Genomic DNA, 14295 nt, shown 5'->3' with positions numbered 1-14295 from the left:
TATTTCACCCTTCACTCCTTTCTCCCCCACGGGGGTGTTTAACTTGGTTATCAAACGGCCATTGTTCACATAAGGAAACCATGGCATGGTCATCAGGCACGATTTTCCCATAGGCCAAAGCAATCCACTGACCGGTAAGCTCTGAAAAATAGCGAACCTGATTCGGGTCCTGAAGCGCTGCCACCCGAGCTAAACAATCACCTTCTGTATCACTCTCCTCGATGGGTAATTCAGCCCGATACACCATCCATGCGAGCGAGCCTCGATACAGCAAACTCAGCGCCAGCCTGAAATCCCCGGCACGCCAAGCATCCCTCGCAGCCCCCGCAATATCATCAGGCAAGGACTCCGGACTGACATCCATCCCCATGACAGCCACGGTTTTAGGTTCAATCTTAACGCCACGTCTCCACCCTCCGCCCCCACGGAACACATGCGCATTTTTTATGATCAGAAAAATAATCCCCACAATCAGCACCGCCAAAATCACATAAAAGAACACAGTCCCTACAGCCCCCATGAAGTCGGGGACGCCAGAACCGGAAAACAAGTCGCTAAGCCAATCCAACCATCCACTGTCCGAATCATTCGAAGGCTCTTCCACCGGCACATCAACATATCGGTGGTGAATAATGAAATCTTCATCATCCATAATCGCCTCGATCTTCTCCTTGCTGGTATCTGGCGCCGCCTCTGCTAGCGAAGAAAAACAAGAAAAGCCGACAGCCATCACCACCGCCACTTTACCGGCCAACGATGCCAGCCTGGAACCTAAACGTTTGAAAGCCAACTCGATGTCCCACCCCTCCGTCAATGTTCGGCTGTTAATATACAACGCAAAGCCAGCACTGACGTAGAATGGCTCCATCAGTGTGATCACAAACATTTGTAAAGCTACTAACATCCAGAAAAAACCATCCGGAATATCGGTCGTATCAAAAAAGGTAAAGAAATCTCCCATCCCTGAAACCCACTCCATCTGAACCACCTCGGGCACCATCATCATCGCCGTACCGACCGTGCCAAAAAAGCAGACCCACCACAACACCATGCCAGATATCGTCGCCATGGTTGCCCCCTCACCACCATTGCGCTCCAACAAATCAACCCGTTGACGATATGCCTTTCCTCGCAATCCCTCCAACTCAGCTACAGGCAAACTCAATCCACGGGCTGGAGAAAAACGACCAATCACCAAGGCGAACAGCAACCTGCGAATCAAGAGCTTTGGCCAGGCTCTCATCACCTCCCTGACTTTGGGAACGTCCCCGAACAAGGCACGGCTCACCACAAACAAGGGAACCCGGTCATATAAAGGGATAAGCCACCAAACAACGAGCATCATCCACACCGGATGATTTCTCAGCAGTAAAGCAAGCAACAACCATAGTGGCACTACTGTGACCACCCAAGATTTCAACAGGGAGCCAAAATGCCGCCTAGCCAAGGCACAACCAAGATCGATCGATTCCCAAGGAACACGGGGCCGAATTTCTGCCGTCACTTCCTCAAGCCGCATAGTCCTCCTTTCCCATGTGCCCCCTGCGTTGCGAACCAAGCCCGGCAAACGCAAAGTATAAAACCAACAAAACCCACAAAGTAATACCCACAGTGTATTTTACGTGTGGAGGCAGAGGCTGGGCGGACCAAAACCCTTCAATACCCGCTGCAATCAGCGTCATTCCGGCAGCACCATAAATCAAGGGAAGCGATTTTTTACCGGCATCCAGCAGTGAACGAGCCCGGGATTGGCGACCGGGGTGAAGCAAGCCCATACCGACACGCAGACCTGCCATGCCGGCAATCACCATCGCAATCAGCTCAAACGAGGAGTGACCGGCAACAAATGAATAAAACAATTCGGTATCACAGGCTTTGTGGATATAGGCAATAAAGGCCCCAAAAAACACCCCATTGTAAAACAGGAAAAACAAGGTGCCTAGACAGGCCAGGATCCCACCAGCATAAATTCTGAAATCAATCCCGATGTTGTTCATGATGTAAAAACAAAACATCATAAAATTGGACCCGTATTCATCTCTCAAACTGGAAATTTGATCCGCATTATGGCCATACATCATATCGACCTGCTCCATCTGATCCGGCCCTAAAACAGCCTGCACCCAAGTGAAATCCACCCAGTAAAACCCGGCAAGCATCATCCCGAGCAAGGGCAGAATAAAACTCAGCGTGGCAACCACAAGCAAACGCCACTCCTTGCGGACCGTTGTCGGAAAATCAGCAACCACAAATTTCAGCACCCGCTCCCAGGTCCCTCCTGCACGCCGGTGAATCATTTTATGCCCGCGGATCACCAGATCATTGAGCCGCTCGTTCATCGGCATACCGTACATCCGGTGCCTGGCCAGTGCCAAATCCGTACAGACTTCGCGAAACATCGAAGGAATGGTGGAAACATCCAAACCAAGTCCTCCTTTTTCGAGCACTTCAAGCGATTGCTCATAGGCAGCCCACCGCCCTGCGTTTTTCTCTTCAAATTCCTTTCCCTGCATCCCGGCTACTCCTCCTTAATGTTTTTCTCCCAACCAATGGGCAATCCCCAGTAAACGAGTCATCCCTTGTTGACCTGATGAGCCAGTCAGAGCACTCGCATGATCCGCCAATTCCACCCGACGGGCCTCGGACCACATCCCGGCTCGTTCACGAAATCCCAAAACGGCCGCCTGTTCCTCGCGGGATAAAGGCACACTGGGAGCCCTTGATTCCAAAACCGGGGGGAGAGAAGCTACCTGCATCTTGGGCAGGCGGTCGTAAACCACCACCGTATTGGCCAACAAATCCCCCAAGCGTTGAAAACGCTTTGTCAGCAAGGTCGATAACAAACCGAACCCATAACAAAAGGGTAAACCGTCAGCAATCCGCAGCATATTCCGCATAAAAGCCTGCCCGTAGGAAAGCGGAGCTCCTGACGTGTCCACCACTCTGAGACCCATCACTCGTTTACCGGGAGACGCCCCCCGCTTGCCAGCCTCAAACACAATGTAATAAAAAAACATCAGGAAAAAGAACAGGAGCAACATCAGCCCCTGAGCTACCTGGGCACCCAGAATCGCCCCGACCAATAACAACAACAACTGCGCCACTAAACAAACCGCCCCGCGGATGAGCAAATCCAATAAATAAGCCAACACCCGAACATAAGGCCCGGCAGTGCGCAAATGGATCTCCACACCTTCCGCGAGTTCATTACTCTGCAAGGTGTCCAAGCGAGTTTCGCGTTTGGAACTTAATGCTGGCATCTTTTTGCTATCTCAAGGCATCATCAATGGTTCGTCAACCTGTAAGCTGGAAAGAACAGGCCCGATGAATGAAAGCCTTCATCCGGCGAGGCAGAACACCAGCCGTGATTGGGGATCAACACCCGACCTCCTATTCATTCAAAACATCGATCAATTCACGCAGACGACCAAAGTCCTTGCGGCCATGACGGAAAACAATCCGGGGCAAGTGACTCAACTCCGGTTCATCCTCTTCTGCAGGCAATGGCTCGGTAGCGGTAAACGATCCACTCTTGAGCACATCACTAAATTCATTTTTCAGCTTCCGCAACAAATCCTCACTTGGCGGCTTGATCAAACGAATCACTAACTTGTCCCCGACATAGCGATATGAATGGAAATTGGAATAAAACCGTGAGATTTCCTCGACTGCCTCATCGACATCATCCGTCACCTTGAAAAGTGAAAAATCGGTTCGAGAAATCAAGTTCAAGCGCATCAGATGCTCATCCACAAATTGCTGCCAGAATTTCCAATACGTTCCTCCGGGAGCATCAATAAGAACCAAGGGATAAATGGACACTTTCCCTGTCTGGATCAAGGTCAAGGTTTCAAAAATTTCATCCATGGTGCCAAAGCCACCTGGAAAAGCGACCACGGCATCTCCTTCTTTAACAAACGAGAGCTTCCGAGTGAAAAAATAATCAAACCCGATAAGCTTGGGATCCCCCGAGATGTAGGCGTTGGGCACGGCCTCAAATGGAAGGTTGATGTTCAAGCCGAAACTATCATCCCGGCCTGCCCCCTCATTACCGGCTGCCATGATTCCAGGGCCGGCTCCGGTGATGGTCATAAATCCGGCATCGCGCATCTTGCTGGCAAAATCCACGGCAGCTTTGTATTCCTCTTCATCGGGGTTGGTCCGGGCTGACCCGTAAATCGAAACTTTACGATAACTGCGATACGGGGCAAACACCTCATCCGCAACGCGCAATTCCTTGAGCACCCGGTTCATGGTCCTAAAATCTCCATCCGTCACGGAACCTCTTGATGTGCGAACCGCATTGATCAGCATCTCAGCCAAGAGATCGGCATCCCGGTTATCACACACCTGATCAGCCAGCTGCCGAATCTTATCATCCAGCGACTTTTCACCGGTCGATCCGATAAATGCGCACGGATGACACTGCAACATGCCTCCAGTAAAATCTCTCTCTTGGGGTACTTTGGTCGGTTTAACGTGTGGACTCATTATACGGTATATAAAAAAACAAATAGATCAAAAAACAATACTCTGCTGCCCATAGACAGCCTCCAGCTAACTCAGGGATCGGGACATTTCCTGCATTCGGGTCAATCGCTCCAAGGCTTGCCCCGAATCAATCAAATCCCTAGCCAAACTAACACCCTGTCCGAGTGTGTCAACCAATCCGGCACAGGCTAATCCCGCTCCCGCATTCAACAACACCATGTCTCTCTTCGGACCGGTTTCATGGCCGTTGAGAATGTCAGTCAGAATCGTGGCATTGTGCTGGGCGTCTCCACCTCGCAAATCCTCTACCCCACAACGGACAAGGCCAAAATCCTCAGGCTCCACCACTTCATCGACAATCGATTGATATCGGCCGGACTTACAGATCCGGGTAGGACCCATCAGGCTCATTTCATCTACCGATCCCCCTTCAGGCGTTGTCCCATGTACCACCCAGGCGCTGTCCCGGCCAAGTCGCTGAAGGATCTCAGCAAACGCCGATCCCAATTCCGGCAAACAGACACCAACCAGTTGGCATTCCGGTCTAACTGGATTTAACAAAGGTCCCAGCAAATTAAAAATCGTTCTCACCCCCTCTTTAGCCAACATCGCCCTGACCGGCCCCACAGCTTTGAATGCAGGATGGTAAATCGGGGCAAACAAAAATCCAACTCCCGCAACCTCAAGTGACTCACGAAAACCTTCCGGGCCCAGTTCGATATTCACCCCCAAGGCCTCCAGAACATCCGCCCCGCCGCTTTTGGACGTTATCCCTCGGTTACCGTGTTTAACAACGACAGCTCCTCCGGCTGCGATCACAAACATGCTTGTGGTGGAGACATTAAACAAGTTCAACTTATCCCCTCCGGTCCCGACAATATCGATCGTCGGCCCATTGAATGCCAGCCCTCCGACACCCGGATCAACCGCACGTTGTAAAAACGCCTCAACAAAACCAGCAATCTCCGCGGGGGTTTCCCCCTTCAGAGTCAAGCCCTTGAGAAAACGTGCTTTTTTATCATCACAAACCGACCCATCCAGCAACATCTCCGCCGCAGCATCGACCTCACGCAAGCCCAATTCCAGTCCATCTTCCACATGATGTATCAGCGCGTCCATAACGAGGTAATCCTAGCGCGAAACCGGAAGATTGGCGAGGATTTTTCATCATGTATTTGGAATGTATCTACAACCAAACTCCTCAATCAAAGCCCACCCCGATGAACCATGATCCAGCTCTCAGGCATCCGACCGTTTCGCGTTTCAGCAAAACGGCCGGATACTGAGAAGGTCAAGAATCTACCACTGAATGTAATCGTCGATTTTTTTCACCTTGCGGAAAAAATCTTTCACCGCTCTGTCTTTGCTCCAACGATGCCGTTTAAACAGCTTGAGAGCTTCTGGAGTAAGCCCCACCCGCATTTCTTTGTTACAGTATGTAGAGAGATCCTTTCCTGCGGCATGACTCAAACTCGCCACAATCATCAAGGTGTTGGTCTTTTTATCTCCGGTATCAGGAGTTTCCATCACCCCTTGATAATATTTACGATAGAATGCATCTCCTGCTTTATCACCGTATTCACGGCTTCTACCAAATTTTTCAGCAAAATGATAGAGCATCCCGGCATACAGCGTGTTGTTGTCACCCGGCAGCTCCCTGCTCCCATACTGACTGATGCGCCCACGATCATTGTTTAAAATACTCGAAAACACCTCCTTTGATTTGGTGAATGACTCGAATCCTTTTTTCATCGAATCCATTTCACGCTCCAGTCTCTTCTTATCCTTATACCCAACATCGAGCTTTGCCCCGATAATCCCGCGCATGTGCACAGGGAGGCAGGCATTCATGTAATTCAGCCGGTTACCAAACACAAACCAGTTACGACCCAACTCGTAAAAATAATAGATCGGAAACACATAACCATCAAAGGCCGCCTGATCTTCACTGTAATACGTGCTGACCTCTACCCCGGTTTGGCCAATGTAGCCGCAACCAATCGTATTTTTTCCCGCATAGCGGCCAGGTGTAGCAATAAAGGTACTTTTCCCCTTATGCTGCCGTAACCGTCTCGGTTGATGCGGCTCGAGCATATCCGCATACACGTCCCATCCCTGGTCAAGAATGCGGGTAAACGCTTCCACTTTTTTCACTTCGGTCTCCGCTTCTTTTTCAGCCATGGTGATGAAGCAGATGTTCTTACCTTCCCATGGAATCATTTTGGTGGATGTCTGATACTGATTCCAGTATTTCTGGGTAATCGCCAGACTCCGACCATCAAACTCGCGATGCTTTTTGATCGGGTAATCGTGTTTATCTTTCGCCGAGGAGCTAACACTCAGCGCCAATACGGCAAGCAGGTTTATCGTCTGTGTTTTCATAATCGTCAGATGTTTATTTCGGCAAGAGCGCTCAGCGTAACGGGTGCCGGCAAGCTCAAGCCAACTACGCTATATCAATTTTGACCCCCGCCAGCACGGGAAAAGCCCCCCAACTTATGGCTTTTTTGACCCATTCTCAGGCAGACACTCAACAATCAAAATTCAACACCACCAAAAGTTGACCCATCCGACTAAAAATTAACCCACGACCCCAACGCCGACCCGTATGCGGTCGGATTCAATCTAACTCTTTTGAATCTCCAGTAAAAAGGCATTCAAATACTTGGCAGCCTTGACCGGCCCCACCCCCTTGACTCGCAGCCCCTGTTCCATGGTCTGCGGACGAATGCGAGTAAACCCCTCAAGAGTTGCGTTAGGGAATATCTGATAGGCTGGAACGCCTTCGGACTTGGCCAAACGATCTCTCACATCTCTCAATCGGCCATAAAGGTCAGCATCAAAACCAAACTCGGACAACTCAACCTCAGAACCCAAATTGGAGCCTCGGGATTGGGTTCCCGGCCACACCAATTGAAACGAAACCCTACCTAACATGACCTGTTCCCCTCGCGGAGTCAAAGTCAACAAGGGAAATTCCCCTCGCTGGATGAGCAGCAATCCGGCTTGCTGCATTGCACGGAATAATTCATTGAGATACGCCGTACCCAGATCTTTAAGTATGCCGTAGGTGCTAAGCTCATGCAATCGGGCTTTGGTCATATCCTGAGATTTACTGCCCATCAGCATCTGAACCACCTTCCCCCGACCAAACCTCCCCTGCCAGCCCGAGCTCGTTTTTCTGCTCATTCTGGCCACACCACTCAAAGCTTTTCGTACAATCGTGGTTTCGAGTTCACAGCTCGGCGGACGGGCATCTCCACCAAAAGCATCCCGACAAACATCACAGGTTCCGCAGGTATCTGCCTGACTTTCGCCAAAATACTCCAAGATCGCTTGCTGGCGGCATTGCCTGACCTCACTTAAGCGGATCATGCTATCCAACTTTTCCCGGTCCCTGCGCTCTTTTTCATCCAAAGCATCTCGGTCAATAGCCAGATTCCTAGCCAAGACATCAGGCTTCAATAACCGTGTTCCCTTCGTCCTCTTGCCTGAAATATCAAATCGTTCAATATATCCTCCTTTTCGTAGCGCCACCAAAGCACTACCAACTGCCATCCCATTTTTGACATCGGCACCAGCTGAGATTTCATCCATGGAACGCCTTATCTCAAAATTTTCATCCGCATCATTCTGAAGAAATTGGTAAATATTACAAATGGCGGCATAGCCAGGGTTCGCACCCTCAATAAAAAACTCCTGCGTCCGGGTGTCGGCATAGTTATAAAACATTTCGCAGTAGGCAGCTTCCCCATCACGCCCCGCCCTCCCAGCCTCCTGATAATAAGCTTCAATGCTGCCTGGAATTTCAAAATGAACCACAAACCGAACATCGGACCGATCAATGCCCATGCCAAAAGCATTGGTTGCCACGGCAACATCAGCCTCCTTGCTAATGAACACATTCTGCACCCGTTCGCGATCCTGATCACTCATGCCTCCATGATAGGCAATACTCTTCACTCCCCAGTCGTGAAGCATTTCAGCAACAGCTTCCACCCGTTTTCTGGTCGCACAATAGACAATCCCTGTCTTCCAACGGGCAATGACCTCCTTGAGCCGGGCAAATTTCTGTGAATGTTTTTCCGTCGCCGAAATAGCCAAAGAAAGATTCGGTCGACTAAATCCGCTGACGGTTTCAAAAGGATCCCGCAAAGCCAACACCTGTAAAATATCCTTTCGCACCGTTGGGGTCGCGGTGGCAGTCAAGGCCACAGCCTGCGGGTTGCCCAATCGCTGCAAAGCCTTGCCAAGTCGCATGTACTCAGGCCTAAAATCATGCCCCCACTGGCTCAAACAGTGCGCTTCATCCACAGCGAACAAAGCTATTTCAACCTCGGCTAAAGCCAACATGAACGATTCTGCCCTGAATCGTTCAGGAGCGATATACACCAGCTTGAACTCACCCTCTTTCATTCGCCGGATACGGTCTCTCTGTTCCCCCGGATCCAAACTGGAGTTAATCACCGTCGCGGCAATTCCTTTCTCCAACAAGGCATCCACCTGATCCTTCATCAGAGCAATCAAAGGAGATACCACCAAGGTCACCCCGGAAAGGCAAAGTGCGGGAAGTTGGTAACATAAGGATTTCCCTCCACCGGTAGGCATCACCACCAACCCGTCCCGTCCCGATAAGATTTGCGAGACCACTTGCTCCTGCGCATCGAGGAACCCCTCAAAACCAAAGTAATGTTTCAATACCTCTAATGGGTCCCTCGTTTGCGCCATGCCGGATTAAAAACCATCCCACTAGCCGAATCAACCATGATTTGCCAAGCTAGCCCCCGTATCATGCAGCTGGCTGAACATAAAAGTGCCGGTGGCCCAACAAGGAGCCACCGACGCAATCTCTAGCACCTCAGCCTGAGGATGAAGTTGCCCAAACTGAGCAACGTGATCGTTAACATCATCCGTCTTCCTGGCCGAGCCATTTATAGGCCACACCAGCAAGGGCGGCCCCAACAATCGGAGCAAGCCAAAACATCCAGACCTGCCCAAGGTAAGCCGAATCTGTGGCAAAAATAGCAGCAGCCAAGCTACGGGCTGGGTTCACTGAAGTATTGGAGACCGGGATGCTAATTAAGTGAATCAGAGTCAACCCCAAACCGATCGCAATCGGAGCGAGCCCGATTGGAGCCCGATCATCGGTGGCCCCGAGAATAATTATTAAAAACATAAAGGTCATCACCACTTCCGTGAGTAAGACAGCCCCCATGGAATACCCTCCAGGCGAAAGCTCGCCATAGCCATTGGAGGCAAAACCACCAGCTTCAAATCCAGCTTTACCCGATGCCACCATGTAAAGAACACCGGCTCCCAAAATACCACCCACCACTTGCACCAAAATATAGGGTAAAAGCTGGGACGAGGAAAATCGACCACCCAGCCAAAGCCCAACGGACACAGCAGGGTTCAGGTGACAACCCGAAATATGCCCAATGGCAAAAGCCATGGTCAATACCGTCAGGCCAAAAGCAAAAGAGACACCCAAATGCGTAATTCCCATTTGGGCATCCCCGCTTAGAAAGTTGGCAGCGAGGACCGCAGAACCACAACCTCCGAGCACCAGCCAGAAAGTTCCTATCAATTCAGCTACTAATTTTTTAGTCATAACAGCAGAATCCTATCAAAAAGCTACAGCATGACAAGATTGTTCTATCTCGTATCTGCATATCTTTTCCTCCCCCCCCTTTCTTGGCTCAAAGGGCACAAAAAAAGCCCGGTTTCTTCCGTCAGGAAAAAACCGGGCATAGACCTGGCAACGACCTACTCTCACAGGGCCTATCGCCCCACTACCATCGGCGCAACAGCGTTTCACTTCCGGGTTCGGGATGGGACCGGGTGGTTCCACCATGCTATGGTCACCAGAGGTCGGGCTACGTGTTCCTGTTACCGTTATCTGATATCCGTTAACTGGATTGTATCGCGACCTCCAATTACCCTAGCCTTGTGGCTTCGATGATTAGAGTGTTCGTTCTTCGGTCTTGGGAAAGATCAGTTATCAGTTCAAGTCTTGTTTCTTCTATCTTCAAGTCTTGGTTCTGACAAACGCGACGCGTTTGTTCGCTGACAACTGTAGAGAATGATATTTCCTTTTACATTTAAAACCATGACCAAGTTTTGTCTCAGTCCTTGTCTTACTCGTTTAACATGGCTTTCACCAATCAAACTTGAATTTCAATTTTGCTTTCCTTGAAATCATCGTTTCACCCAGAGGGCGAAAAACTAGAATTTCGAAGGAATCAAGCCAGACAGACGATTAGTACTGGTGAGCTGCATACATTGCTGCACTTCCACCCCCAGCCTATCAACGTGGTGGTCTTCCACGGTCTTTCAGGGAAAATTAATCTTAAGAATCGCTTGGCGCTTAGATGCTTTCAGCGCTTATCGATGCCGCACTTAGCTACCCGGCAATGCCCTTGACAGAACAACCGGAACACCAGAGGTGCGTCAAACCCGGTCCTCTCGTACTAGGGTTTGAACCTTTCAATTTTCCTGCGCCCACAGAGGATAGAGGACCGAACTGTCTCGCGACGTTCTGAACCCAGCTCGCGTGCCGCTTTAATGGGCGAACAGCCCAACCCTTGGGACCTGCTCCAGCCCCAGGATGCGACGAGCCGACATCGAGGTGCCAAACCGCGCCGTCGATATGAACTCTTGGGCGCGATCAGCCTGTTATCCCTAAGGTACCTTTTATCCGTTGAGCGACGGCAATTCCACTTTCTACCGCCGGATCACTATGGCCTACTTTCGTATCTGCTCGACTTGTGGGTCTCACAGTTAGGCTGGTTTGTGCCATTACACTCGACACACGGTTGCCGACCGTGCTGAACCAACCTTCGCGCTCCTCCGTTACTCTTTAGGAGGATACCGCCCCAGTAAAACTGACCGGCTGCCACGGTCCCCCGGCCGGATTACGGCTCGGGGTTAGATTATCCAATCACAAAGGGTGGTATCTCACTGGCGACTCCACGTGCTCCTAAAAACACACTTCAACGTCTCCCACTTATGCTGAGCATTGTAATCGAATAAACAGTAACAGCTTACAGTTAAGGTCTATAGGGTCTTTCCGTCCTTCTGCGGGTAGCCGGCATCTTCACCGGCACTACAATTTCACTGAGCTCCTGGTCGAGACAGTGGTCAACTCGTTGCACGATTCGTGCAGGTCGGAACTTACCCGACAAGGAATTTCGCTACCTTAGGACCGTTATAGTTACGGCCGACATTCACCAGGACTTAGGCTCGAAGCTTCGCATTAATAAAAACGCTAACATCTCACCGTAATCTTTTGGCATTGGTCACGTGTCACATCCTATACTTCGGCTTGCACCTTGGCAGAATGCTGTGTTTTTGCTAAACAGTCGGTTGACCCATTTCACTGCGGCCCCTCCGAAGAGGGGCACTCCTTATCCCGAAGTTACGGAGCTATTTTGCCGAGTTCCTTGACCAGGTTTCACTCTTACGCCTTGGTATACTCTACCCACCCACCTGTGTCGGTTTACGGTACGGGCTGCTTTTAGTCGTGATGGCTTTTCTTGGCTCTCTTTCATGCAATACGGTTCTGCCGAAGCATCCCCTCAGAATTCAATAACTTAGTTGCAATTCAAAAAGCGTCCCCATTCACTTTGCAGGTGCAGAAATATTAATCTGCTTTCCATCCCCTACGCCTATCGGCCTCGGGTTAGGTCCCGACTAACCCCGGGACGAAAAACGTTGCCCGGGAAACCTTGGGTTTACGGCGGCCGGGGATTTCACCCGGCTATCGTTACTCATGTCTACATACTCTCTAGTCATCAGTCCACGGTCAGTCGCCTTTCCGCTTCAATCCAGATGACTATGCTCCTCTACCACGCCATTGTCCCGCAGGACAATGACATCCAGAGCTTCGGTATCATGCTTATCGCCAATCATTTTCGGCGCAGGGTCTCTCGATGAGTAAGCTATTACGCATTTTTTAAATGGTGGCTGCTTCTAAGCCAACATCCTCACTGTCTAAGAAACCCCACCTCCTTTCCACTTAGCATGATTTTGGCACCTTAGCTGCTGATCTGGGCTGTTTCCCTTTCGACAATGAAGCTTATCCCCCACTGTCTCACTGCTGCGCTCTATTGAATGGTATTCGGAGTTTGATAAGGGTTGGTACCCGGGTATGGGCCCTAGCCTTGTCAGTGCTCTACCCCCACTCATCAACACGCAACGCTGCACCTAAATGCATTTCGAGGAGAACCAGCTATCACGGGGCTTGAATAGCCTTTCACTCCGACCCACAGCTCATCCGAGCGTTTTTCAACACACATCGGTTCGGTCCTCCACGTCATTTTACTGACGCTTCAACCTGGCCATGGGTAGGTCGCCTCCGCTTCGGGTCTAGCGCCTGCAACTATGTTCGCCCTATTCGGACTCGCTTTCGCTACGCCTGCGTCCCAGAAGGACTTAAGCTTGCCACAGACACTAACTCGTAGACTCATTAAGCAAAAGGCACGCAATCACAAGGACTAGTCCTTGCTCTTACACCTTGTAGGCACATGGTTTCAGGTTCTATTTCACTCCCCTCACAGGGGTACTTTTCACCTTTCCCTCACGGTACTTGTTCACTATCGGTCGCTGGTTAGTATTTAGCCTTACGCAGTGGTCTGCGCAGATTCACACGGAATTTCTCGTGTTCCGTGCTACTCAGGATACCCCTAGGGCCTTCGAAGATTTCGGTTACGCGGGTCTCACGCTCTATGCCGGCACTTTCCAATGCCTTCTCCTATCTTCTCTGGTCCCACAGCGGGGTCCTACAACCCCGGGGAATAAATCCCCCGGTTTGGGCTCTTCCGTTTTCGCTCGCCGCTACTCACGGAATCGATTTCTCTTTCTTTTCCTCCGGTTACTGAGATGTTTCACTTCACCGGGTATTGCGATCACTTGCTTATGTGTTCAGCAAGTGGCGACTGAATATTAATCCAGCCAGGTTACCCCATTCGGAAATCACCGGGTCAAAGCCTGTTTGCGGCTCACCGATGCTTATCGCAGCTTATCACGTCCTTCTTCGCCTTCCAGCACCAAGGCATCCACTATGTGCCCTTTAAAGCTTGATTCCTTTTTCGAAATTCAGCTCTGTTAATACCCAAAGGTATTAACGAAATTTGCCATAAATTTGGTTCTTCCTTTCAATCTCTCTCAAGATCGTCAGTTAGTTAGTTTAAATCATTTTACTGATTTGTTAGTTTGGTTGGTTTCGAGTATTTCCAAGAACTGCAGAACAAAACTCTCATTCAAAAAAATCATAGTTTTATACAGTAAACGATCACTCTGACGAGTAATCTTACTTTGAAGAATCATCATCTCTCGACAATGTCCTTCGCAGAACAGGAAATATCAATCATTTCAGACTTTCACCGGCTTATAAAAGCGGGTGAGGCTCGCCCGAAATAATTTCTCTACAGATGTCAAAGAACTTACTTTCGCGTTCCTTCGAATTACTATGTTGTTTGCTTTCACCACCTCAACCAGGGTCGATTTGCCACTTACTTTCTTGTAAATGGTGGGCCAGACAGGACTTGAACCTGTGACCCCACGCTTATCAAGCGTGTGCTCTAACCAGCTGAGCTACAGGCCCTTTAATCTTGATTTGCAATTGATGATTTATAATTGGCGATTCTTTAATCACCCATCACTAACCAAACCATTACAAATTGCCGCCGTAGGCGGCATTGGTGGAGGTAACCGGATTCGAACCGATGACATCCTGCTTGCAAAGCAGGCGCTCTACCAACTGAGCTATACCCCCTTAATAGAGAGGGCGGTTACTTTGTTTAT

At 50.0% G+C, this 14295-nt stretch carries 8 protein-coding genes, 2 tRNA genes and 2 rRNA genes; all 12 read right to left on the bottom strand.

From position 1 onward, the window contains the following. Positions 1–4: 4 nt before the first annotated feature. A complete protein-coding gene (locus HW115_RS00060) occupies positions 5–1345 on the bottom strand; it encodes a DUF4129 domain-containing protein (protein ID WP_178930538.1) in 1341 nt (446 codons plus the stop codon). 163 nt (positions 1346–1508) lie between these two features. Continuing rightward, complete coding sequence (locus HW115_RS00055; RefSeq protein WP_178930537.1) at positions 1509–2513, bottom strand: stage II sporulation protein M; 1005 nt, start codon at positions 2511–2513, stop codon at positions 1509–1511. A gap of 15 nt (positions 2514–2528) precedes the next feature. Continuing rightward, complete coding sequence (locus tag HW115_RS00050; protein WP_178930536.1) at positions 2529–3260, bottom strand: RDD family protein; 732 nt, start codon at positions 3258–3260, stop codon at positions 2529–2531. A 130-nt stretch (positions 3261–3390) separates the two neighbouring features. Further along, a complete protein-coding gene (locus HW115_RS00045; protein WP_227021186.1) occupies positions 3391–4434 on the bottom strand; it encodes an LOG family protein in 1044 nt (347 codons plus the stop codon). Positions 4435–4557: 123 nt separating this feature from the next. Next, positions 4558–5610, bottom strand: a complete 1053-nt coding sequence (trpD, locus tag HW115_RS00040) for an anthranilate phosphoribosyltransferase (RefSeq protein ID WP_178930534.1) — start codon at positions 5608–5610, stop codon at positions 4558–4560. Between the two features lie 180 nt (positions 5611–5790). Beyond that, a complete protein-coding gene (locus tag HW115_RS00035) occupies positions 5791–6873 on the bottom strand; it encodes a BAR domain-containing protein (protein ID WP_178930533.1) in 1083 nt (360 codons plus the stop codon). Between the two features lie 243 nt (positions 6874–7116). Further along, a complete protein-coding gene (locus HW115_RS00030) occupies positions 7117–9219 on the bottom strand; it encodes a RecQ family ATP-dependent DNA helicase (RefSeq protein ID WP_178930532.1) in 2103 nt (700 codons plus the stop codon). 178 nt (positions 9220–9397) lie between these two features. Further along, positions 9398–10102, bottom strand: coding sequence for an aquaporin Z (gene aqpZ, locus HW115_RS00025; RefSeq protein WP_178930531.1), 705 nt, complete (start codon positions 10100–10102; stop codon positions 9398–9400). Positions 10103–10244: 142 nt separating this feature from the next. Then, positions 10245–10360 (bottom strand): 5S ribosomal RNA (rrf, locus tag HW115_RS00020). A gap of 369 nt (positions 10361–10729) precedes the next feature. Beyond that, positions 10730–13574, bottom strand: a 23S ribosomal RNA gene (locus tag HW115_RS00015). A gap of 444 nt (positions 13575–14018) precedes the next feature. Next, positions 14019–14095: transfer RNA gene (locus tag HW115_RS00010), tRNA-Ile, on the bottom strand. A gap of 95 nt (positions 14096–14190) precedes the next feature. Continuing rightward, positions 14191–14266: transfer RNA gene (locus HW115_RS00005), tRNA-Ala, on the bottom strand. Between the last annotated feature and the right edge of the window lie 29 nt (positions 14267–14295).

It is taken from the genome of Oceaniferula marina, from assembly GCF_013391475.1.
GTDB classification, from domain to species: Bacteria; Verrucomicrobiota; Verrucomicrobiia; order Verrucomicrobiales; family Akkermansiaceae; genus Oceaniferula; species Oceaniferula marina.
The sequence above is the reverse complement of the archived record's forward strand: the minus strand, read 5'-3'. Positions and strand labels throughout refer to the sequence as shown.

Coding starts and splice junctions, on each gene's coding strand:
- HW115_RS00060 (WP_178930538.1), bottom strand. CDS start 1,345: ATGATGCTCGTTGTTTGGTGGCTTATCCCTTTATATGACCGGGTTCCC.
- HW115_RS00055 (WP_178930537.1), bottom strand. CDS start 2,513: ATGCAGGGAAAGGAATTTGAAGAGAAAAACGCAGGGCGGTGGGCTGCC.
- HW115_RS00050 (WP_178930536.1), bottom strand. CDS start 3,260: ATGCCAGCATTAAGTTCCAAACGCGAAACTCGCTTGGACACCTTGCAG.
- HW115_RS00045 (WP_227021186.1), bottom strand. CDS start 4,434: ATGTTGCAGTGTCATCCGTGCGCATTTATCGGATCGACCGGTGAAAAG.
- trpD (WP_178930534.1), bottom strand. CDS start 5,610: ATGGACGCGCTGATACATCATGTGGAAGATGGACTGGAATTGGGCTTG.
- HW115_RS00035 (WP_178930533.1), bottom strand. CDS start 6,873: ATGAAAACACAGACGATAAACCTGCTTGCCGTATTGGCGCTGAGTGTT.
- HW115_RS00030 (WP_178930532.1), bottom strand. CDS start 9,219: ATGGCGCAAACGAGGGACCCATTAGAGGTATTGAAACATTACTTTGGT.
- aqpZ (WP_178930531.1), bottom strand. CDS start 10,102: ATGACTAAAAAATTAGTAGCTGAATTGATAGGAACTTTCTGGCTGGTG.